At 71.5% G+C, this 22,449-nt stretch carries 19 protein-coding genes; 16 read left to right on the top strand and 3 right to left on the bottom strand.

The window, feature by feature from the left end:
• Nucleotides 1-54: 54 nt before the first annotated feature.
• The 3 genes from ACWC91_RS11735 to ACWC91_RS11745 form a co-directional block, all read right to left on the bottom strand.
• Entirely contained in the window at nucleotides 55-1,428 is a 1,374-nt protein-coding gene (locus ACWC91_RS11735; RefSeq protein WP_450725887.1) for a DUF58 domain-containing protein, read from the bottom strand.
• On the bottom strand, nucleotides 1,428-2,501 hold the full coding sequence (locus ACWC91_RS11740; RefSeq protein ID WP_374113876.1) for an AAA family ATPase: 1,074 nt from the start codon (nucleotides 2,499-2,501) through the stop codon (nucleotides 1,428-1,430). The genes ACWC91_RS11735 and ACWC91_RS11740 overlap by 1 nt, the downstream gene beginning before the upstream one ends.
• Before the next feature lie 270 nt (nucleotides 2,502-2,771).
• Entirely contained in the window at nucleotides 2,772-3,320 is a 549-nt protein-coding gene (locus tag ACWC91_RS11745; RefSeq protein WP_225074288.1) for a beta-class carbonic anhydrase, read from the bottom strand.
• Nucleotides 3,321-3,742: 422 nt separating this feature from the next.
• Here ACWC91_RS11745 and rsmH point away from each other — a divergent pair, with 422 nt between their 5' ends.
• The 16 genes from rsmH (at nucleotide 3,743) to ACWC91_RS11825 (ending at nucleotide 22,423) form a co-directional block, all read left to right on the top strand.
• The gene (rsmH, locus tag ACWC91_RS11750; RefSeq protein WP_225074287.1) at nucleotides 3,743-4,699 is read left to right on the top strand and encodes a 16S rRNA (cytosine(1402)-N(4))-methyltransferase RsmH; all 957 of its coding nucleotides are present in this window, start codon (nucleotides 3,743-3,745) and stop codon (nucleotides 4,697-4,699) included.
• A gap of 13 nt (nucleotides 4,700-4,712) precedes the next feature.
• Complete coding sequence (locus ACWC91_RS11755) at nucleotides 4,713-5,282, top strand: septum formation initiator family protein (protein ID WP_450643431.1); 570 nt, start codon at nucleotides 4,713-4,715, stop codon at nucleotides 5,280-5,282.
• A gap of 880 nt (nucleotides 5,283-6,162) precedes the next feature.
• Nucleotides 6,163-8,109: a peptidoglycan D,D-transpeptidase FtsI family protein gene (locus tag ACWC91_RS11760; protein ID WP_308042828.1), complete on the top strand. Its 1,947-nt coding sequence runs from the start codon at nucleotides 6,163-6,165 to the stop codon at nucleotides 8,107-8,109.
• Nucleotides 8,110-8,137: 28 nt separating this feature from the next.
• Nucleotides 8,138-9,826 carry a UDP-N-acetylmuramoyl-L-alanyl-D-glutamate--2,6-diaminopimelate ligase gene (locus tag ACWC91_RS11765; RefSeq protein ID WP_376501914.1) on the top strand — a complete coding sequence of 563 codons (1,689 nt, stop codon included), beginning with the start codon at nucleotides 8,138-8,140 and terminating at the stop codon, nucleotides 9,824-9,826.
• A 4-nt stretch (nucleotides 9,827-9,830) separates the two neighbouring features.
• Nucleotides 9,831-11,246 (top strand): UDP-N-acetylmuramoyl-tripeptide--D-alanyl-D-alanine ligase, encoded by a 1,416-nt coding sequence (locus ACWC91_RS11770; RefSeq protein ID WP_225074283.1) that lies wholly within the window; start codon nucleotides 9,831-9,833, stop codon nucleotides 11,244-11,246.
• Nucleotides 11,246-12,316, top strand: coding sequence for a phospho-N-acetylmuramoyl-pentapeptide-transferase (mraY, locus tag ACWC91_RS11775; RefSeq protein ID WP_225074467.1), 1,071 nt, complete (start codon nucleotides 11,246-11,248; stop codon nucleotides 12,314-12,316). The genes ACWC91_RS11770 and mraY overlap by 1 nt, the downstream gene beginning before the upstream one ends.
• Nucleotides 12,298-13,716 (top strand): UDP-N-acetylmuramoyl-L-alanine--D-glutamate ligase, encoded by a 1,419-nt coding sequence (gene murD, locus ACWC91_RS11780; RefSeq protein WP_450643432.1) that lies wholly within the window; start codon nucleotides 12,298-12,300, stop codon nucleotides 13,714-13,716. The genes mraY and murD overlap by 19 nt, the downstream gene beginning before the upstream one ends.
• Before the next feature lie 96 nt (nucleotides 13,717-13,812).
• On the top strand, nucleotides 13,813-15,198 hold the full coding sequence (ftsW, locus tag ACWC91_RS11785) for a putative lipid II flippase FtsW (RefSeq protein WP_225074281.1): 1,386 nt from the start codon (nucleotides 13,813-13,815) through the stop codon (nucleotides 15,196-15,198).
• Nucleotides 15,199-15,204: 6 nt separating this feature from the next.
• Nucleotides 15,205-16,293: an undecaprenyldiphospho-muramoylpentapeptide beta-N-acetylglucosaminyltransferase gene (gene murG / locus ACWC91_RS11790; RefSeq protein WP_141361741.1), complete on the top strand. Its 1,089-nt coding sequence runs from the start codon at nucleotides 15,205-15,207 to the stop codon at nucleotides 16,291-16,293.
• Nucleotides 16,294-16,321: 28 nt separating this feature from the next.
• On the top strand, nucleotides 16,322-17,119 hold the full coding sequence (locus ACWC91_RS11795; RefSeq protein WP_450643433.1) for a cell division protein FtsQ/DivIB: 798 nt from the start codon (nucleotides 16,322-16,324) through the stop codon (nucleotides 17,117-17,119).
• 278 nt (nucleotides 17,120-17,397) lie between these two features.
• Nucleotides 17,398-18,609, top strand: a complete 1,212-nt coding sequence (gene ftsZ / locus ACWC91_RS11800) for a cell division protein FtsZ (protein WP_225074279.1) — start codon at nucleotides 17,398-17,400, stop codon at nucleotides 18,607-18,609.
• Nucleotides 18,606-19,334: a peptidoglycan editing factor PgeF gene (gene pgeF / locus ACWC91_RS11805; RefSeq protein ID WP_141361747.1), complete on the top strand. Its 729-nt coding sequence runs from the start codon at nucleotides 18,606-18,608 to the stop codon at nucleotides 19,332-19,334. The genes ftsZ and pgeF overlap by 4 nt, the downstream gene beginning before the upstream one ends.
• Before the next feature lie 6 nt (nucleotides 19,335-19,340).
• A complete protein-coding gene (locus ACWC91_RS11810) occupies nucleotides 19,341-20,060 on the top strand; it encodes a YggS family pyridoxal phosphate-dependent enzyme (RefSeq protein ID WP_225074278.1) in 720 nt (239 codons plus the stop codon).
• A 127-nt stretch (nucleotides 20,061-20,187) separates the two neighbouring features.
• The gene (locus tag ACWC91_RS11815; RefSeq protein WP_225074277.1) at nucleotides 20,188-20,829 is read left to right on the top strand and encodes a cell division protein SepF; all 642 of its coding nucleotides are present in this window, start codon (nucleotides 20,188-20,190) and stop codon (nucleotides 20,827-20,829) included.
• A gap of 51 nt (nucleotides 20,830-20,880) precedes the next feature.
• Complete coding sequence (locus tag ACWC91_RS11820; protein ID WP_141361753.1) at nucleotides 20,881-21,171, top strand: YggT family protein; 291 nt, start codon at nucleotides 20,881-20,883, stop codon at nucleotides 21,169-21,171.
• Between the two features lie 52 nt (nucleotides 21,172-21,223).
• Nucleotides 21,224-22,423, top strand: a complete 1,200-nt coding sequence (locus ACWC91_RS11825) for a DivIVA domain-containing protein (RefSeq protein WP_225074276.1) — start codon at nucleotides 21,224-21,226, stop codon at nucleotides 22,421-22,423.
• Nucleotides 22,424-22,449: the final 26 nt, after the last annotated feature.

A 22,449-nucleotide genomic window follows, 5' to 3' on the forward strand; every position in this document is an offset into this window, starting at 1 on the left:
GCACGTCGCGCTGGTTCCGGCGCCGGTCCGGGGTCGCCCGGTCCGTCACGTCGTTCATGCCCATCCCCCGCCCGGCCCCGTCCCGCCGGCCGCGCCCGCGCCGGTGCGCTCCTGGCCCGCGCGGCGCCACAGGTCGTCCAGGCCGGCGCCCCGGGGCACCGGCACGGCTGTCCAGCCCGCGTCGCGCAGCAGCCGGAGGCGGTCGTCGGTCTGGGACGCGGGCCCGGGTACGTCGCCCGGTTCCCGGACCCAGGTCTCGCTGTCCAGCACGAAGGCGACCGCTGCGCCGCTGCGCTGCCGCATCTTGGCCGCGACGTCGGCCTGCGCCTCGTCGAGGTCGCCGAGGAAGGCCACCAGCAGTCCCTCGTTGCCGCCGCGCAGCACGTCGTAGGCGCGGGACAGGCCCGCCCCGTCGGAGTGGTCGATCACGGCGAGGGTGTCCATCATCAGCCCGGCCGCGTCCGCCGACTCCTGGCTGGCGCCCGCGAACCCGTCGCCGCCCTCACCGGGTACGGAGTTGCCGGTGTCGGTCAGCAGCCGTACCGAGAAGCCCCGCTCCAGCATGTGCACCAGGACCGACGCGGCGCCGGACACGGCCCACTCGAAGGCCGAGTCGGGTCCCGCGCCCCGGTAGGCGAGCGCCCGGGTGTCGAGGAGCACCGTGCAGCGGGCCCGCTGCGGCTGCTCCTCGCGGCGCACCATCAGCTCGCCGTAGCGCGCGGTGGACCGCCAGTGCACACGGCGCAGATCGTCGCCGTAGCGGTACCCGCGCGGGATGACGTCGTCCTCGCCGGCCAGTGCCAGCGAGCGCTGCCGCCCGTCGCCGTACCCCTTGGCCTCCCCGCTCAGACGCAGCGGCGACAGCGGCTCCACCCGCGGGATCACGGTCAGGGTGTCGTGGGCCGAGAAGGAACGGGTCAGTTCGCACATCCCGAAGGGGTCGGTCAGCCGCAGTTGCAGCGGGCCCAGCGGATACCGTCCGCGCAGGTCGGAGCGAACCCGGTAGGACACCTCGCGGCGGCCGCCCGGCTCGACCCGGTCGAGCACGAAACGAGGCCGCGGTCCGAGCACGTACGGCACCCGGTCCTGGAGCATCAGGAGGCCGGTGGGCAGCCGTGAGACGTTGTCCATCCGCAGATGCACCCGGGCCTCGCTGCCGGCGGGCACGCGCGCGGGGGAGAGCCGGCGGCTGCCGGCGACCCGGTAGCGCGTGCGGAAGACCACCGTGGCGCACACCAGCGGCAGCGCCGCCAGCAGCAGCCCGACCCGCAGCAGGTCGCTCTGGCCGAGGACGTAGGCGCAGATCGCGGCGGCGATTCCGGCGGCCAGGAAGGAGCGCCCGCGGGTGGTCAGACCGGCCAGCGCGGTGCGGACGCCGCCCCGGTCCCCGCGGTCGTCGTCCGCGTGCGCCGCCCCCGCGTCGGACATCACAGACTCCGCGGCGGCCGCTGGCCGTACGCGGGCGCGCCGCGACCCAGGCCGAAGCCGCCGGACTGCTGGGGCGCCGCGGGCACCGGGGTGCGCTGGAGGATCTCCTGGACGACCTGCTCGGCGGTGCGGCGGTTGAGCTGGGCCTGGGCGGTGGGCAGCAGCCGGTGGGCCAGGACGGCCACGGCCAGCGCCTGCACATCGTCCGGCAGCGCGTACTCCCGGCCGCTCAGCGCGGCGGACGCCTTCGCCGCGCGCAGCAGATGCAGCGTCGCGCGCGGCGAGGCGCCGAGTCTGAGGTCGGGATGGGTGCGGGTGGCGGAGACCAGGTCCACCGCGTACCGCCGCACCGTCTCGGCGACGTGCACCCCGCGCACGGCCTCGATCAGTTTCACGATCTCGTGCGCGTGCGCCACCGGCTGGAGGTCGTCCAGCGGGCTCACCCCGCCGTGCACGTCCAGCATCTGCAACTCGGCCTCCGGGCTCGGATAGCCGATGGACACCCGGGCCATGAAGCGGTCGCGCTGGGCCTCGGGCAGCGGATAGGTGCCCTCCATCTCGACCGGGTTCTGGGTGGCCACCACCATGAACGGCGAGGGCAGTTCGTAGGTCTGACCGTCGATGGTGACCTGACGCTCCTCCAGGGACTCCAGCAGCGCCGACTGGGTCTTGGGCGAGGCCCGGTTGATCTCGTCCCCGATCACGATCTGGGCGAAGATGGCGCCCGGCTTGAACTCGAAGTCCCGGCGCTGCTGGTCCCAGATGGACACGCCGGTGATGTCCGACGGCAGCAGGTCGGGCGTGAACTGGATACGCCGCACCGAGCAGTCGATGGACCGCGCCAGCGCCTTGGCGAGCATCGTCTTGCCCACCCCGGGAACGTCCTCGATCAGAAGATGCCCCTCGGCGAGCAGCACGGTCAGCGAAAGCCGTACGACCTCGGGCTTGCCCTCGATCACTTCTTCCACCGAACGGCGGACCCGCTCCACCGTGGCGGTCAGATCGTCCCCCACTCTCGGCTCCGCTCGAGCGGGGGCACCCCCATGGCTCGCTCGATCGTCATAGGTCGTCACCCGGCGGCCCTCCTCGGCCCTTCCCCACGCTCTTCGGCGAGCGGGGGATACCCCAACTTTCCGGGCCGACGCTCTGCTGTGCGGACCGGCCCACCCCGAATCAGGCACCACGCGTGAAACGTTCCGCGTGGGGCCACCCCCGCATTCTTGCCGCCGTTACCGATTCGTGTCACTCGCCTGTGGACAACTGGCCGCGATATGTCGGGTCTTGCGGCTTTCGCTGGTGACGGAGGCATGCCGCGCACCGGACTCCCGGCGCGCGTGCGGCGGTCAGGCGGGGTCGATCTCGCGCAACCGGCCCGTCCTGACGTCGAAGACGAAACCGCGCACGTCGTCGGTGTGCAGCAGGAACGGCGAGGTGCGCACGCGCTGCATCGACTGCCGCACGTCCTGGTCCACGTCACGGAAGGCCTCCACGGCCCAGGCCGGACGCTGCCCGACCTCCATCTCCAGCTCGTGCCGGAACTCCTCGGTGATGGACTCCAGGCCGCAGTTGGTGTGGTGGATCAGCACGACGCTGCGGGTACCCAGGGCCCGCTGGCTGATGGTGAGCGAGCGGATGACGTCGTCGGTGACCACGCCGCCCGCGTTGCGGATGGTGTGGCAGTCGCCGAGTTCCAGGCCGAGCGCGGCGTGCAGGTCGAGACGGGCGTCCATGCAGGCCACGACCGCGACCCTCAGCACGGGCCGGGCGTCCATCCCCGGATCGGTGAACGCGGCCGCGTACTGCTGGTTGGCCTCCGCGAGACGGTCGGTGACGGTGCCACGCCGGTCTATGGCGCCCTCGGACCCGGCGGGAACTGATGCAGAAGTCGTCATACTCATGACGTTAGTGGGCGCCAGGGCCCGGGTCCTGTTGTGAGACGGTACAAAGAACCCCGTCATGGCTTGTTGTGAGGCACCCCACACGCAGGACTGACCCACACCCGTACGAGTGAATTCTCGTCTTGGCGTGCGGGCCGCTGCTCCGTCGGGCGACGCGCAGGCCGGTTGATTGACCGCGAGACAGGGTGCACTAAAGTGACGCGAAGCGGGAGGCGTGGCTCTTCCTGCTGGACTGCATTCCCGACAGACTCCGGCCGACGCGCCGGCGGTCTCCCCACGTGCGCGGCGCGTACGTACGGCTCGGCCTCCTCCCGCTTCCGGTCGGCTGACGCTTCCGGCGCCGGCAGGCCCTTTTCTTTCCTGAGCGGTCGGGGACCCGGCGGTGCGTGCGGGACGCGCCGGACTGAGAGGGCTCCTTGAGCGACAGCCGACACGTCCCCGTGATGCTCCAGCGGTGCCTGGATCTGCTGGCGCCCGCCCTGGAGCGGCCGGGAGCGGTGGTCGTCGACTGCACCCTCGGCCTCGGCGGACACAGCGAGGCGCTGCTCGCCCGCTTCCCCGAGGCACGGCTGGTGGCCCTCGACCGCGACAAGGAGGCCCTGCGCCTGTCCGGCGAGCGCCTGGCCCCCTTCGGCGACCGCGCCACCCTGGTGCACGCCGTCTACGACGAGCTGCCCGACGTGCTCGACCGGCTGGGCGTCCCGCGCGTGCGGGGCGTCCTGTTCGACCTCGGGGTGTCCTCGATGCAGCTCGACGAGGCCGACCGCGGCTTCGCCTACGCGCAGGACGCCCCCCTGGACATGCGCATGGACCAGAGCACCGGGATGAGCGCCGCCGAGGTCCTCAACACCTATCCGCCCGGCGAGCTGGTCCGCATCCTGCGGGCGTACGGCGAGGAGAAGCAGGCCAAGCGGATCGTGGCCGCCGTCGTGCGCGAGCGCGAGAAGGAGCCGTTCACCAACAGCGCCCGGCTGGTGGAGCTGATCCGCGACGCGTTGCCCCAGGCCGCCAAGCGCACCGGCGGCAACCCGGCCAAGCGCACCTTCCAGGCGCTGCGGATCGAGGTCAACGGCGAGCTCGCCGTGCTGGAGCGGGCGATCCCGGCCGCGGTGAAGGCGCTGGAGGTCGGCGGGCGGATCGCCGTGCTGTCGTACCACTCCCTCGAGGACCGCCTGGTCAAGCAGGTGTTCGCGGCCGGTGCCGCGTCGAGTGCGCCCCCCGGGCTCCCGGTCGTGCCCGAGCGCTACCAGCCCCGGCTCAAGCTGCTCACCCGCGGTGCCGAACTTCCGACCGAGGAAGAGATCGCCGAGAACCGGCGGGCGGCGCCGGCCCGGCTGCGCGGCGCCGAGCGCGTCAGGGAGGACGTCGAGTGAGCCAGGGGGACCAGTGAGCAGGAAACCCGAACTGAGGGGCCGTGCCGCCCGGCTCGTCCGGCTCTTCCCGGCCGGCCGGGGCCAGGCCGCCCGCACTCCGTTCGTCCTCCTCGTCGTGCTCCTGCTCGGCGGCGGCCTCATCGGGCTGCTGATGCTGAACTCCGCTCTCAGCGAGGGCGCGTTCCAGCGGGAGGCGCTCCAGAAGGACACCAAGAACCTCACCGACGAGGAGCAGGCCCTCCAGCGGGACATCGACTCCTACTCCGCCCCGGACGCCCTCCAGCTCCGCGCCCGGCAACTGGGCATGGTGCCCGGCGGCGACCCGGCCTTCCTGGGCGCCGACGGGACCGTCAAGGGCGTCCCCTCGGCCGCCCCCACGCCGCCCCCCGCGCTGGTGACGCCGCTGTCGCTCCTGCCGCCCGCGGCGCTCGCCCCCTCGCCGTCCGCCACGGACGGCACCGCCCCGGCAACCGCGGGCCTGGCACCGCCACCCGCCCAGGGCTCCGCCCCGACCCCGGAGAACACCACCCCGGGCCTCCCCGCCGCACCTCCACCCGCCCCGACCCCGACCTCCGGCAGGTGACGGACGTGTCCGACCGCGAACCACCACGCCGTCCGGTGCCCGGGCCGTCCGGGTCCGGCGTGCTCGACCGGGAGCTGCCGCGTCGCCGGGTGCCCGGCCTGTCCGGGGCTGTTGGGCCGGGGGCGCGGCCGTGTTCGGTTTCCGGGGGTGGCGTGGTCGGTGCCCCGGCCGGCGTCGCGGTGTCTCGGGCCGATCCGACCTGGACTTTCGGCAGTTTGGCGGGCGTGTCCGGTGGGGAGTGGCCGCGCGGTCCGGTGCCCGGGCCGTCCGGGTCCGGCGTGCTCGACCGGGAGCTGCCGCGTCGCCGGGTGCCCGGCCTGTCCGGGGCTGTTGGGCCGGGGGCGCGGCCGTGTTCGGTTTCCGGGGGTGGCGTGGTCGGTGCCCCGGCCGGCGTCGCGGTGTCTCGGGCCGATCCGACCTGGACTTTCGGCAGTTTGGCGGGCGTGTCCGGTGGGGAGTGGCCGCGCGGTCCGGTGCCCGGGCCGTCCGGGTCCGGCGTGCTCGACCGGGAGCTGCCGCGTCGCCGGGTGCCCGGCCTGTCCGGGGTTGCTGGGCCGGGGGTTGGGTCGTGTTCGGTTTCAGGGGGCATCGTGTCTGCCGCCTCGGCCGGCGTCGCTGTGTCTCGGGCCGATCCGACCTGGACTTTCGGCAGTTTGGCGGGCGTGTCCGGTGGGGAGTGGCCGCGCGGTCCGGTGCCCGGGCCGTCCGGGCCCGGCGTGTCCGACCGGGAGCTGCCGCGTCGCCGGGTGCCCGGCCTGTCCGGGGTTGCTGGGCCGGGGGCGCGGCCGTGTTCGGTTTCCGGGGGTGGCGTGGTCGGCGCCCCGGCCGGCGTCGCTGTGTTCCGGTCCGCTTCGATCTCGACTTTCGGCAGGTGACGGACGTGTCCGACAGGGAACCGCCGCGTCGCCGGGTGCCCGGACCCGCCAGGCAGGCGCGTCCGGCCGCGCGGCAGCGGCCCGGCCCCGGTGCCCGGCCGGCCCGCCGCCCGGCCCCGGCCCGGCCCCAGGCCGCGCGCATCCGGCTCGGCAGCCCCCGCCCCCGGTTGCGGCTGGTCGCCCTCGCGCTGACCCTGGTGCTGCTCGTGTTCGCCGTACGGCTGTTGCAGGTGCAGGCCGTCGACGCGAGCGCGTACGCCGCCAAGGCCGAGGAGAACCGGTACGTGGTGCACACCCTGGCCGCCGAGCGGGGCCGCATCACCGACCGCAACGGCGTCGACCTGGCGACCAGCGTGGATGCCGACGACATCACCGCCGACCCCACCATGTTCAGCCGCGACCAGCTGCACATCGGCGACGGCCCCGAGCAGGCGGCCGCGCTGCTCGCCCCGATCCTCGGCCAGGACCAGGCGGCCCTCACCGCGAAGCTCCGCACGCCGAACACCCGCTACGTGCTGCTCGCCCGGCGCGAGACCCCGCAGGTCTGGAAGCAGATCAAGGACCTGAAGACGGCCCTGGCGAAGAAGGCCCAGGACAAGACCACCGTCAACGTGCTCGCCGGCGTCTTCTCCGACCCCAGCAGCAAGCGGGTCTACCCCAACAGCGGCCTCGCCGCCGGGATACTGGGCTGGGTCAACGCCGAGGGCAAGGGCGGCGGCGGCATCGAGCAGCAGCTGAACGAGCAGCTGGCCGGCAAGCCCGGCAAGATCCGCTACGCCCAGTCCGGCGGCCGCGAGGTGCCCACCGCGGGCTCCACCGAGACGCGCGCGGTGCCCGGCTCCGACACCGAGCTCACGATCGACCGCGACATCCAGTGGGCCGCCCAGAACGCCATCACCGAGCAGGTGGCGAAGTCCGGGGCGGACCGCGGCTACGTCATCGTGCAGGACACCCGCACCGGCGAGATCCTCGCCATGGCCAACTCCCCGGGCTTCGACCCGGGCGACCTGTCCCACGCCGACCCGGCCGCGCTGGGCAACGCCGCCGTCCAGGACGCCTACGAGCCCGGCTCCACCGCCAAGGTCATGTCCATGGCCGCCGTACTGGAGGAGAACGCGGCGACGCCGCTCACCCACGTCGTCGTGCCCAACCGGCTGCACCGCGGCGACCGCCTCTTCCAGGACGACGTCGACCACGACACCTGGTACCTCACGCTGAACGGCGTGCTCGCCAAGTCCAGCAACATCGGCACCATCCTGGCCACCGGCCAGCTCGGCAGGACCCAGCCGGAGGCCAACAAGGTCCTCTACTCCTACCTGCGCAAGTTCGGCATCGGCGAGCCGACCGGACTCGGCTTCCCCGGGGAGACCCGGGGCATCCTCGCACCCCCCGACAAGTGGTCCACCTCGCAGCAGTACACGATTCCTTTCGGCCAGGGCTTCTCCATCAACGCCGTGCAGGCGGCCTCCGTCTACTCCACGATCGCCAACGGCGGAGTGCGCGTGCAGCCGACGCTGGTGCGCGGGACCAAGGGGGCCGACGGCCGCTTCGCACCGGCCGACAAGCCGGAGGAGACGCGGGTCGTGAGCGCGAGGACGGCGAAGACGCTCGCGCACATGCTGGAGTCCGTGGTCGACGACGAGCAGGGCACCGGTGCCAAGGCGCGCATCCCCGGCTACCGCGTGGCGGGCAAGACCGGCACGGCCAACCGCGTGGATCCGGCCACCGGCCGGTACCGCGGCTACACCTCCTCCTTCGCCGGGTTCGCACCCGCCGACAACCCACGCGTCACCGTTTACTGCGCCATCCAGAACGCCACCAAGGGCAGCTACTTCGGCGGCCAGATCTGCGGCCCGATCTACAAGGAGGTCATGGAGTTCGCGTTGAAGACGCTCCAGGTGCCGCCGACCGGTGCGCAGGCCGCGAACCTGCCCGTCGACTTCAAGCCGTGACCGGAACAGAACGACCAGGAACCAGCCCGTGACAACGATCACTCCCGGCCCCGGGAACCGCCCGCCGCACCGGCCCTCGTCCGCGCCGGACGGCGCTGCGCGCGATCCCGTTTTTAGCTCCACGGCGGGTACGCCCGGTACGCTCACCGCCGTGCCACACGCTGATCAGTCCCAAACCACCCAGAAGGGCGCTTCCGTGACATATCCGGGACCGCCGCGACCGGCTCAGGTCTCCGCCGCACCCCTCGCGGAGCTCGCCGATCAGCTGGGGGTCACCGCTCCGGACGGCGCCGCCGAGGTCACAGGCATCACCCATGACTCGCGCGCCGTGCGCCCCGGCGACCTGTACGCGGCCCTGCCCGGCGCCCGCACGCACGGCGCCGACTTCGTCACCCAGGCGGCGAGCCTGGGCGCGGTCGCCGTGCTCACCGACCCGTCCGGCGCCGAGCGCGCCGCCGCCACAGGCCTGCCGGTCCTGGCCGTGGACGACCCGCGCGGCCGGATGGGCGAGCTGGCGGCCACGATCTACGGCAGGCCCGGCCGCGACCTGCTCCAGATCGGCATCACCGGCACCTCCGGCAAGACCACCACCGCCTACCTCGTCGAGGGCGGCCTGAAGACCGCGAAGTCCACCGGACTGATCGGCACCGTCGAGATGCGCATCGGCGAGGAGCGCATCAAGTCCGAGCGCACCACCCCCGAGGCCACCGACCTCCAGGCCCTGTTCGCGGTCATGCGCGAGCGCGGGGTCGAGGCGGTCGCCATGGAGGTCTCCAGCCACGCCCTCGTGCTCGGCCGCGTCGACGGCTGCGTCTTCGACATCGGTGTCTTCACCAACCTCAGCCCGGAACACATGGAGTTCCACTCCGACATGGAGGACTACTTCCGGGCCAAGGCGCAGCTGTTCACGCCGGAGCGCAGCAGGCTCGGCGTGGTCAACTTCGACGACGAGTACGGTCGCCGGCTGGCCGGGGAGGCCACGGTCCCGGTCGTCACCTTCTCCGCCGAGGGCCACCCCGACGCCGACTGGCGCGCGGAGGACGTCCAGGTCGGCCCGGTCGACTCCACCTTCACCGTGGTCGGCCCCGAGGGCCGGCGGATCGCCGCCAGGTCGCCGCTGCCGGGCCCGTTCAACGTCGCCAACACGCTGGCCGCCGTGGTCGCCCTGGCCACCGCGGGCCTCGACCCGCAGTCCGCCGCCGACGGCATCGCCGCCGTTCCGGGCGTACCGGGCCGGCTGGAGCGCGTCGACGTCGGCCAGCCGTACCTCGCGGTCGTCGACTACGCGCACAAGACGGACGCCGTCGAGTCGGTCCTCAAGGCGCTGCGCAAGGTCACCAAGGGCCGGCTGCACATCGTGCTCGGCTGCGGCGGGGACCGCGACCAGACCAAACGCGCGCCGATGGGCGCCGCCGCGGCCCGGCTCGCCGACATCGCCGTGCTGACCTCCGACAACCCCCGCTCCGAGGATCCCCTGGCGATCCTCGCCACCATGCTCGAGGGCGCGGCCTCGGTGCCCGCGCACGAGCGCGGCGAGGTGCTCCTCTTCGAGGAGCGGGCCGCCGCGATCGCCGCCGCCGTCGACCGCGCGCAGCCCGGGGACACCGTGCTGGTCGCGGGCAAGGGCCACGAACAGGGCCAGGACATCGCCGGAGTGGTCCGTCCCTTCGACGACCGCCAGGTGCTTCGCGAAGCTATCCAGAAGACCCAGGGATGAACTTGTGATCGCCCTCTCCCTCGCCGAGATCGCAGCAGTCGTCGGCGGGCAGACGTACGACATACCGGATCCGTCCGCGGAGGTCACCGGGCCCGTGGTCCGGGACTCCCGCGAGGTGGTGCCCGGCAGCCTCTTCGTCGCCTTCGTCGGCGAGCGCGTGGACGGCCACGACTTCGCCGCGGCCGTCGTCGAGGCGGGCGCGGTCGCCGTGCTGGCGTCCCGCCCGGTCGGCGTGCCCGCGATCGTCGTCGAGGACGTGCAGGCCGCGCTCGGCGCCCTCGCCCGTCACGTCGTCGAACGGCTGGGCGCGACCCTCGTGGCCCTCACCGGCTCCGCGGGCAAGACCAGCACCAAGGACCTCATCGCGCAGGTGCTGCGGCGCAAGGCGCCGACCGTGTTCACGCCCGGCTCCCTCAACAACGAGATCGGGCTGCCGCTGACCGCGCTGAGCGCCACCGAGGAGACGAGGTTCCTCGTGCTGGAGATGGGTGCCCGCGGCATCGGCCACATCCGCTACCTGACCGAACTGACCCCGCCGAAGGTCGGCCTGGTGCTCAACGTCGGCACCGCCCACATCGGCGAGTTCGGCGGCCGTGAGCAGATCGCCCGGGCGAAGGGCGAGTTGGTGGAGAGCCTGCCAGCGGCCGAGGAGGGCGGAACCGCGATCCTCAACGCCGACGACCCGTTGGTACGGGCCATGGCCTCCCGTACGAAGGCGAAGGTGATCCTTTTCGGAGAGTCCGGCGAAGCGGACGTACGCGCCGAGAACGTGAGACTCACGGACAGCGGGCAGCCCGCCTTCAGGCTTCACACACCCTCCGGTGCAAGCGATGTGACGATGCGCCTGTACGGTGAGCATCACGTGTCGAACGCGCTCGCCGCGGCCGCCGTCGCCCATGAGCTGGGCATGTCCGTAACTGAGATCGCCACCGCGCTCTCCGAGGCGGGCTCCCTCTCCCGCTGGCGGATGGAGGTCACCGAGCGCCCGGACGGCGTAACGGTCGTCAACGACGCCTACAACGCCAACCCCGAGTCCATGCGGGCCGCTCTGCGCGCGCTCGTGGCCATGGGCGGGGGACGGCGGACCTGGGCGGTGCTCGGCAAGATGGCCGAGCTCGGGGACGAGGCGCTAGCCGAGCACGACGCGGTCGGACGGCTCGCCGTCCGGCTCAACGTCAGCAAGCTCGTCGCGGTCGGGGGCAGGGAAGCGTCCTGGCTGCAACTGGGCGCATATAACGAGGGTTCGTGGGGTGAGGAGTCGGTGCACGTGTCCGACGCACAGGCGGCGATCGACCTGTTGCGCAGCGAGTTGCGCCCGGGGGACGTCGTCCTCGTGAAGGCGTCCCGTTCGGTCGGTCTCGAGAGCGTCGCCCAGGCGTTGCTCGAGACCGGTGCCGAGGGTGAGGTCGCCGCCCGATGATGAAGCAGATCCTGTTCGCGGGAGTCATTGGCCTCTTCCTGACGCTGGTCGGCACCCCGCTGCTGATCAAGCTCCTGGCCCGCAAGGGCTACGGCCAGTACATCCGCGACGACGGCCCGCGCGAGCACGCCAGCAAGCGCGGTACGCCGACCATGGGTGGCATCGCCTTCATCCTGGCCACGGTCGCCGCCTACTTCCTGTCCAAGGTGATCACCGGTTACACCCCGACCTACTCGGGTCTGCTGGTGCTCGGCCTGATGGTCGGCATGGGTCTGGTCGGCTTCCTCGACGACTACATCAAGATCGTCAAGCGCCGTTCGCTGGGTCTGCGCGCCAAGGCGAAGATGGCCGGCCAGCTGATCGTCGGCATCGCCTTCGCGGTGCTCGCGCTGCAGTTCTCCGACAACCGCGGCAACACCCCCGCCTCCACGAAGCTGTCGTTCATCACGGACTTCGGCTGGACGATCGGCCCGGTGCTGTTCGTCGTCTGGGCGCTGTTCATGATCCTCGCGATGTCGAACGGCGTGAACCTGACCGACGGCCTGGACGGTCTGGCCACCGGTGCCTCCGTGCTGGTCTTCGGCGCCTACACCTTCATCGGCGTGTGGCAGTTCCAGGAGTCCTGCGCCAACGCGCAGACCCTGACCAACCCCAACGCCTGCTACGAGGTGCGCGACCCGCTCGACCTCGCGGTCGTGGCCTCCGCGCTGATGGGCGCCTGCCTCGGCTTCCTGTGGTGGAACACCTCGCCGGCCAAGATCTTCATGGGCGACACCGGTTCGCTCGCGCTCGGCGGTGTGCTCGCGGGCCTGGCGATCTGCTCCCGCACCGAGCTGCTGCTCGCGCTGCTGGGCGGTCTGTTCGTGCTCATCACCATGTCGGTGGTCATCCAGGTCGGCTCCTTCCGGCTCACCGGGAAGCGGGTCTTCCGGATGGCACCGCTCCAGCACCACTTCGAACTAAAAGGCTGGTCCGAAGTGCTTGTCGTGGTCCGCTTCTGGATCATCCAAGGCATTTGTGTGATTGTCGGACTGGGCCTCTTCTATGCGGGATGGGCAGCGGACAAGTGACCGACTGGCAGGGTAAGAACGTCACCGTCGCGGGACTCGGCGTCTCCGGTGTCCCGGCGGCCAAGGTCCTGCACGGTCTCGGCGCGCGGGTCACCGTCGTCAACGACGGCGACGACGAGCGCGCCCGGACCCAGGCGGCCGAGCTGGAGGCGCTCGGTGTGACCGTGCGCCTCGGTGACGGGGACACCCTGCCGGAGGGCACCGAGCTGATCGTCACCGCACCGGGCTGGCGGCCGGACAAGCCGCTCTTCCGCGCCGCCGGGCAGGCCGGCGTACCCGTCTGGGGGGATGTCGAACTCGCCTGGCGGCTGCGCGGCCCGGACGCCGCCCCGTGGCTCGCCGTGACCGGCACCAACGGCAAGACCACCACCGTGCAGATGCTCGCCTCCATCCTCGGGGCGGCGGGCCTGCGCACGGCGGCCGTCGGCAACATCGGCGTCTCCCTGCTGGACGCCGTCCTCGGTGAGGAGCGCTACGACGTCCTGGCGGTGGAGCTGTCGAGCTACCAGCTGCACTGGGCGCCCTCGCTGCGCGCCCACTCCGCCGCCGTCCTCAACCTCGCCCCCGACCACCTCGACTGGCACGGCTCCATGGAGGCCTACGCCGCCGACAAGGGCCGTATCTACGAGGGCAACCGCGTCGCCTGCGTCTACAACGCCGCCGACAAGGCCACCGAGGACCTGGTGCGCGAGGCGGACGTCGAGGAGGGCTGCCGCGCCGTCGGGTTCACGCTCGGCACGCCCGGCCCCTCCCAACTCGGCGTCGTGGACGGCATCCTCGTCGACCGCGCCTTCGTCGAGAACCGGCACAAGAACGCCCAGGAGCTGGCCGAGGTCTCCGACGTCCACCCGTCCGCCCCCCACAACATCGCCAACGCCCTCGCCGCGGCGGCCCTGGCACGCGCCTTCGGCGTCCCGGCGCAGGCCGTCCGGGACGGCCTGCGGGCCTTCACCCCGGACGCCCACCGCATCGCGCACGTGGCCGACGTGGACGGCGTGGCCTACGTCGACGACTCCAAGGCCACCAACACCCACGCGGCTCAGGCCTCGTTGGCGGCGTACGAGTCGATCGTGTGGATCGCGGGCGGTCTGGCGAAGGGCGCGACCTTCGACGAGCTCGTCGCGAACTCGGCGAAGCGGCTGCGCGGCGCCGTCCTCATCGGTGCCGATCGCGCGCTCATCCGTGACGCCCTCGCGCGACACGCCCCGGAGGTACCCGTCGTCGACCTCGACCGGACCGACACTGGGGCGATGCTCCAGGCCGTCCAGGAGGCACGGCGGCTCGCACGGCCCGGCGACACGGTACTGCTGGCCCCGGCCTGCGCCTCCATGGACATGTTCGCCAACTACAACAGGCGCGGCGAGGCGTTCGCGGAGGCCGTATCCGGACTCGGCGCCTGATCCCGGCCGCCCCCGCTGCCGGCCGACCTCGGGAGGGAGGCGTGGGACCCGTGAGCCGAGCCGGACTTGCGCGGCCGACGTACAGCGGAGGCCCCGATGCCCGGTAGCCCCGGCAGCAGCCGCACCGGTCGCCCGCCCGTGCAGCGGACCGTCAAGCGCCCGACGGCCGGCCGGACCCCCGGCCGGCGCCCCTCGGGTAGCCTGATCGATCGCGCGCGCCGGGCCTGGGACCGGCCGCTGACCGCCTACTACCTGATCCTCGGCGCCAGTCTGCTGCTCACCGTGCTGGGTCTGGTGATGGTCTACTCGGCCTCCCAGATCACCGCGCTGCAGAAGGCGCTGCCGGGCTCCTACTTCTTCCGCAAGCAACTGCTCGCGGCCGCGATCGGCACCGGGCTGCTGCTGCTCGCCGCCCGGATGCCGGTCAGGCTGCACCGGGCGCTGGCCTACCCGATCCTGGCGGGCGCGGTGGTCCTGATGGCGCTGGTGCAGGTGCCGGGGATAGGGATGGCGGTCAACGGCAACCAGAACTGGATCTCGCTCGGCGGCTCCTTCCAGATCCAGCCCAGCGAGATCGGCAAGCTGGCGCTGGTGCTGTGGGGCGCCGACCTGATCGCGCGCAAACAGGACAAGCGGCTGCTGACCCAGTGGAAGCACATGCTGGTGCCGCTCGTCCCGGTCGCCTTCATGCTGCTCGGGCTGATCATGCTCGGCGGCGACATGGGGACCGCGATCATCCTCACCGCGATCCTGTTCGGCCTGCTGTGGCTGGCGGGGGCGCCCACCCGGCTCTTCGTCGGGGTGCTGTCGTTCGCCGGCGTGATCGGTTTCCTGCTGATCCAGATGAGCCCCAACCGCCTCGGCCGGTTCGCCTGCGTCGGCTCCAGCGACGCGACCAAGTGCTGGCAGGCGGTGCACGGCATCTACGCCCTGGCCTCCGGCGGACTGTTCGGTTCCGGACTCGGTGCAAGCGTGGAGAAATGGGGCCAACTCCCCGAAGCCCACACCGACTTCATCTTCGCCGTCACCGGCGAGGAACTGGGCCTCGGGGGGACGCTGTCGGTGCTCGCCCTGTTCGCCGCTCTAGGCTATGCGGGCATCCGCGTGGCCGGACGCACGGAGGACCCCTTCGTGAGGTACGCCGCGGGAGGCGTGACCACCTGGATCACCGCGCAGGCGGTGATCAACATCGGTGCGGTGCTCGGTCTGCTGCCGATCGCCGGTGTCCCGCTCCCGCTGTTCTCCTACGGAGGATCCGCCCTGCTGCCGACCATGTTCGCCATCGGGCTGCTGATCGCCTTCGCGCGTGACGAGCCCGCTGCGCGGGCGGCGCTTGCCATGCGGCAACCTCGCTTTGGTAGAAAGCGGGCAGGAGGCTCCGCGCCCGGCCGGAGATCCGACCGCGGATCCGGTCGCGAGCCTCGGAGATGGAACACGATGCGACGGCGTGCCTCGGCGGCGCGTCCGTCCGGAGAGCGGTGAATTTCGGTGCATGTCGTACTCGCCGGCGGAGGTACCGCGGGCCACATCGAGCCCGCGCTCGCCCTCGCGGACGCCCTGCGCAGGCAGGACCCGACCGTGGGGATCACGGCCCTGGGCACGGAGCGCGGCCTGGAGACCCGGCTCGTCCCCGAGCGGGGCTACGAGCTCGCGCTCATCCCGGCGGTGCCGCTGCCGCGCAAGCCCACCCCCGAGCTGATCACCGTCCCGGGCCGGCTGCGCGGCACGATCAAGGCGGCCGAGCAGGTCCTGGAGCGCACCAAGGCGGACGCCGTGGTCGGATTCGGCGGCTACGTCGCCCTGCCCGGCTACCTGGCCGCCAAGCGGCTCGGTGTGCCCATCGTCATCCACGAGGCCAACGCCCGCCCGGGCCTGGCCAACAAGATCGGTTCGCGGTACGCCGCGCAGGTCGCCGTCTCCACGCCCGACAGCAAGCTGCGCGGCGCCCGTTACATCGGTATCCCGCTGCGCCGCGCCATCGCCACCCTGGACCGGGCGGCCGTGCGCCCCGAGGCCCGTGCGGCGTTCGGGCTCGACCCGAACCTGCCCACGCTGCTGGTCTCCGGCGGCTCCCAGGGCGCCCGCCGGCTCAACGAGGTGGTCCAGCAGGTCGCGCCCTGGATGCAGCAGGCGGGCATCCAGATCCTGCACGTGGTCGGCCCGAAGAACGAACTGCCCCAGGTGCAGCAGATGCCGGGAATGCCGCCCTACATCCCGGTAAGTTACCTTGACCGGATGGACCTCGCGTACGCCGCGGCCGACATGATGCTCTGCCGCGCCGGCGCGATGACCGTCGCCGAACTCTCCGCCGTCGGGCTCCCGGCCGCCTACGTCCCGCTGCCCATCGGCAACGGCGAACAGCGGCTGAACGCCCAGCCGGTGGTCAAGGCCGGCGGCGGACTGCTGGTCGACGACGCGGAACTCACCCCCGAGTGGGTGCAGCAGAACGTCCTGCCCGTGCTCGCCGATCCGCACCGGCTGTACCAGATGTCCCGCGCCGCCGGGGAGTTCGGCCGCCGGGACGCCGACGACCTGCTCGTCGGCATGGTGTACGAGGCCATCGCCTCGCACCGTTAGGACCGTATGCACGAAAGGGCTTGAGAGCGTGGCCGGACCGGCGACCGCGGAGCGCGGTGAACGTCAGCAGGAGTCGTCGTCCGGCCCGCCTCTGGTCCACCGGCTGAGACGGATGAGCCCTCGTACGATCGTCATCCTTTCGCTGGCCCTGATCTGCCTGGGGGCCGGCTCCCTGTGGGTGCTGTACGGCTCGCAGTGGACGCGCGTGGAGCACGTGTCCGTCTCCGGTACCACGGTTCTGACGCCCGCTCAGGTGCGCGCGACCGCCGGCGTACGGCTCGGAACGCAGCTGATTTCCGTCGACACCGATGCGGTCGAGACCCGGCTGCGTCGTGAATTGCCCCGAATTGACTCGGTTGACGTGGTGCGTTCGTGGCCGCACGGAATCGTGCTGAAAGTCGTCGAGCGCACTCCGGTCATGGTGGAGGAAAAGGGCGGAAAGTTCGTCGAAGTGGACGCGAAGGGTGTCCGGTTCGCCACGGTTTCACAGGCGCCGAAAGGCGTGCCCCTGCTGGAATTGTCGCTTTCCCGCTCAAGTGCGGCCGCCGCGAGCCTGCGGCGCTTCGGCGAGGCCCGGCTGGTGCGCGAGGCCGTCGTGGTCGCCGGGCGGATTCCCGCTGCGGTCGCCCGTCAGACCCGGGTCGTCAAGGTCCGTACCTACGACGACATCTCGCTGGAGTTGACCGGCGGCCGCACCGTCGCCTGGGGCAGTGGGGAGAACGGCCGGCTGAAGGCCCGCACCCTGACCGCGCTGATGAAAGCGGCCCCCGGCGCACGGCACTTCGACGTCCGGGTTCCCACTGCCCCGGCGTCATCGGGGAGTTGACGCACATCAGCGCAGGCCAACCCCCTGGTTGAGTGCCGCTATGGCTGATCACATAGGGTGAAAAGAAAAACGGGAGGTTCGGCGTGTTCGTTGAACGGGCGCCACTTGTCGACTTAGTGTCCTGTTCCGAAGACTTCAGGGAACAGACACACTGGTAACCCTAAACTTCAGGGTTAGGGTTCGGGTCGGCGTTCGGACCGTCCCATTCGGCATCAGTCGTCGGATCGCGGCAGGACCGCGAGGCGGCGACACGTAACTCGAGGCGAGAGGCCTTCGACGTGGCAGCACCGCAGAACTACCTCGCAGTCATCAAAGTCATCGGTGTCGGCGGCGGTGGTGTCAATGCCATCAACCGGATGATCGAGGTCGGTCTCAAGGGCGTCGAGTTCATCGCCATCAACACCGACGCGCAGGCGCTGTTGATGAGCGACGCCGACGTCAAGCTCGATGTCGGCCGCGAACTGACGCGCGGACTCGGCGCCGGGGCCAACCCGGCCGTCGGCCGCAAGGCCGCCGAGGACCACCGTGAGGAGATCGAGGAGGTCCTCAAGGGGGCCGACATGGTCTTCGTGACGGCCGGTGAGGGCGGCGGCACCGGTACCGGCGGCGCGCCCGTCGTGGCCAACATCGCTCGCTCGCTGGGTGCCCTCACCATCGGCGTGGTCACGCGCCCGTTCACCTTCGAGGGGCGGCGCCGGGCGAACCAGGCCGAGGACGGTATCGCCGAGCTCCGCGAAGAGGTCGACACCCTCATCGTCATCCCCAACGACCGCCTGCTGTCCATCTCGGACCGCCAGGTCAGTGTGCTCGACGCGTTCAAGTCCGCGGACCAGGTGCTGCTGTCCGGTGTGCAGGGCATCACCGACCTGATCACCACCCCCGGCCTGATCAACCTCGACTTCGCCGACGTCAAGTCGGTCATGTCCGAGGCCGGCTCGGCGCTCATGGGCATCGGCTCGGCCCGCGGTGACGACCGCGCGGTGGCCGCGGCCGAGATGGCGATCTCCTCCCCGCTCCTCGAGGCCTCCATCGACGGCGCCCGGGGCGTGCTCCTGTCCATCTCCGGCGGTTCGGACCTCGGTCTGTTCGAGATCAACGAGGCCGCCCAGCTGGTCAGCGAGGCGGCGCACCCCGAGGCCAACATCATCTTCGGCGCGGTCATCGACGACGCCCTCGGCGACGAGGTCCGGGTCACCGTGATCGCGGCCGGCTTCGACGGCGGCCAGCCTCCGGCCCGGCGGGACAACGTCCTCGGCTCGTCCTCCACGCCGCCCCCGGCCCGCCGCGAGGAGCCGGCCCCGGTGCGCCAGCCCGAGAGCCGCCCGACCTTCGGCTCGCTCGGCAGCGTGACGCCGAAGGAGGAGCCGGAGCCCGTGGCCCCCGAGCCGGTGCAGGACCTGCCGCCCGTGACCCCGCCCATCACGCCGTCGCCGCGCAGCTACTCCGACAGCGCGGCCGAGGAGCTGGACGTACCGGACTTCCTCAAGTGATAGGTCGGCACGACACCGTGAGCGGCGCGCACTTCGCCTTCACCGACCGGTGGGGCGGGGTGAGCGCCGTTCCGTTCGAAGAGCTCAATCTCGGCGGCGCGGTCGGCGACGACCCCGGCGCGGTACGCGCCAACCGCGAACTGGCCGCCAAGTCCCTCGGACTCGACCCGGACCGGGTCGTCTGGATGAACCAGGTGCACGGCAACGACGTCGCCGAGGTCGACGGGCCGTGGACCACGCGGCTCACCCCGCCGGTCGACGGCCTGGTGACCGCGACCCGCGGGCTCGCCCTCGCCGTGCTCACCGCCGACTGCGTTCCGGTGCTGCTCGCCGATCCGGTCGCCGGTGTGGTCGCCGCGGTCCACGCCGGGCGGCCCGGCATGGTCAAGGGGGTCGTCCCGGCCGCGGTCGACGCGATGGAATCGCTCGGCGCCCGGCCCGACCGCATCACCGCCCGCACCGGACCCGCCGTGTGCGGCCGGTGCTACGAGGTGCCGGAGTCGATGCGCGCCGAGGTGGCCGCCGTCGAGCCGGCGGCGCACTCCGAGACGAGTTGGGGTACACCGGCCGTCGACGTGAGCGCCGGCGTGCACGCGCAACTCGAGCGCCTCGGGGTGCACGACCGGGAGCAGTCGCCGGTGTGCACGCGGGAATCGAGTGATCACTTCTCGTACCGCCGCGACCGCACCACCGGTCGGCTCGCGGGCTATGTCTGGCTGGACTGATGGGGCATGACGGACCGTAGGAACGAACTCGCCGCGAACCTGGCGAAGGTGGAGCGGCGTATCGCCGCCGCGTGCGCGGCCGCGGGCCGGGCGCGGGAAGAGGTGACCCTCATCGTGGTCACCAAGACGTACCCGGCCTCGGATGTGCGGATCCTGTCGGAACTCGGTGTGCGCCACACCGCCGAGAACCGGGACCAGGAGGCGGCGCCCAAGGCCGCCGAGTGTGCGGATTTGCCCCTGACGTGGCATTTTGTTGGTCAACTTCAGACCAATAAAGTGCGATCCGTGGTCAGTTACGCCGATGTCGTACAGTCGATCGACCGCTCCCGGCTCGTCACCGCGCTCTCCAGGGAGGCCGTGCGGGCGGAGCGCGAGGTCGGCTGTCTCCTCCAGGTGGCGCTGGACGCGGGGGAGAGCGGTCGCGGGGAGCGGGGAGGCGTCGGGCCCGGCGGAATCGAAGAGTTGGCCGACCTCGTCGCCCGCTCCGAAGCGCTGCGGCTCGACGGGCTGATGACCGTCGCCCCGCTGACCGGGGAATACGCCGGCCGGCAACAGGCCGCGTTCGAGCGCCTCATGGATTTGTCGACCGACCTGCGCTCGGCTCATCCGGCTGCCACCATGGTCTCGGCAGGGATGAGTGGGGACCTCGAGCAGGCCGTGGCCGCCGGTGCGACACATGTGCGCGTCGGAAGCGCGGTACTCGGAGTCCGCCCCAGGCTCGGGTAACGTCGCCAAGAAGTCGGACCACAGCAGAAAATATGGTCAATATCGCCCAACGGGGCGCAACGACCTCGTGGATCGCGGGCACTTGGCGGTCGTCAGCGGATCCACCACAGAGCGGAGGACTCAGAGCATGGCCGGCGCGATGCGCAAGATGGCGGTCTACCTCGGCCTCGTGGAGGACGATGGGTACGACGGCCGGGGATTCGACCCCGATGACGACTTCGAACCCGAGCTGGACCCGGAACCCGAGCGGGACCGCCGACGGCACGACCCACCGCACCAGTCGCATGGGGCGCATCAGCCCCAAAGGGATGAACCGGTGCGAGTGGTGCAGCCTTCGGCGCCCCGCGAACCGGTGTCGCATTCCGCTTCGCTCCCGGCGGAATCCGGGCGCCCGGCGCGCATCGCGCCCGTGGCGTCCATCACACAAGACCGTGCAAGCCTGGAGAAGAACGCACCGGTGATCATGCCCAAGGTCGTGTCGGAACGAGAGCCGTACCGGATCACCACACTTCACCCCCGGACCTACAACGAGGCCCGTACCATCGGGGAACACTTCCGTGAGGGCACCCCGGTGATCATGAATCTGACTGAGATGGATGACACAGACGCGAAGCGACTTGTCGACTTTGCTGCCGGTTTGGTGTTTGGTCTTCACGGCAGTATCGAGCGGGTGACGCAGAAGGTGTTCCTGTTGTCGCCTGCTAACGTCGATGTCACGGCGGAGGACAAGGCCCGCATCGCAGAGGGCGGGTTCTTCAACCAGAGCTGAGACGCACCACCGTAGAACTGGCACGGAACAGGGGAGAGGGAAGCACCGATCATGCGTGTGGCCATGGAGGTTCTTTACATCGCGCTGATGGTGTTCCTCATCGTGCTGATCTTTCGGCTGGTCATGGACTATGTGTTCCAGTTCGCCCGCTCATGGCAACCCGGCAAGGCGATGGTGGTCGTTCTGGAGGCCACCTACACTGTCACCGATCCACCGCTGAAGCTTCTGCGGCGGTTCATCCCGCCGCTGCGTCTCGGGGGCGTGGCGCTCGACCTGTCCTTCTTCGTACTGATGATCATCGTCTACATCCTGATCTCCGTCGTGGGGAACCTCGCGAGGTGACTGTGGACGATACGGTCTTGCCGACTGCCGATGACTACGTTGAGGTGAAGAGATGCCGTTGACCCCCGAGGACGTGCGGAACAAGCAGTTCACGACCGTCCGCCTCCGAGAAGGCTATGACGAGGACGAGGTCGATGCCTTCCTCGACGAGGTCGAAGCCGAGCTGACCCGACTGCTCCGTGAGAACGAGGACCTGCGCGCCAAACTGGCCGCGGCCACGCGCGCTGCTGCCCAGAACCAGCAGAACATGCGCAAGCCTCCGGAGGACCAGCAACCACCGCATCCTCAGCAGCAGGGCATGCGAGGGCCGGGCGCTCCGGTGCCCGCCGGGATATCGGGCCCGCCGCAGCAGCAGATGGGCGGCCCCATGGGTGGCCCGCCCCAGCTGCCCAGCGGTGCTCCGCAGCTGCCCGCCGGCCCGGGCGGCCAGGGCCCCCAGGGCCCCGGCCCCGGCCAGATGGGTCCTGGACCGATGGGCCAAGGTCCGATGGGTCAGGGTCCGATGGGCCAGGGTCCGATGCAGGGTCAGATGCAGGGCCAGATGGGTCCCGGCCCGATGGGCGGCGGCCCCGGTCCGATGGGTCAGGGTCCCGGTCCGATGGGTCAGGGTCCCGGTCCCATGGGCGGCCCCGGTCCGATGGGTCAGGGTCCCGGTGGCGACAGCGCCGCGCGCGTCCTGTCGCTGGCCCAGCAGACCGCCGACCAGGCGATCGCCGAGGCCCGGTCCGAGGCCAACAAGATCGTCGGCGAGGCGCGTTCGCGTGCCGAGGGTCTGGAGCGTGACGCCCGTGCCAAGGCCGACGCCCTGGAGCGGGACGCGCAGGAGAAGCACCGCGTCGCGATGGGCTCCCTGGAGTCCGCCCGCGCCACGCTGGAGCGCAAGGTCGAGGACCTGCGCGGCTTCGAGCGCGAGTACCGCACGCGCCTGAAGTCGTACCTGGAGTCGCAGCTGCGTCAGCTGGAGACCCAGGCCGACGACTCCCTCGCCCCGCCGCGCACGCCTGCGGCCCCGTCCCTCCCGCCGTCCCCGGCGCCCTCCATGGCCCCGGCCGGCGCGAGCGCCCCGTCGTACGGCGGCGGCCAGCCGATGGGCGGTGCGCCCGGCCCGTCCGGTCCGTCCTACGGCGGTCAGCAGCAGATGGCCCCGGCGATGACCCAGCCGATGGCCCCGGTGCGTCCGCAGGGTCCGGCCCCGATGGGTCAGGCACCCTCGCCCATGCGGGGCTTCCTGATCGACGAGGACGACAACTGAGGGAACCCTGAAGGGTTCTGGTGACT

It is taken from the genome of Streptomyces sp. NPDC001204 (assembly GCF_053598035.1).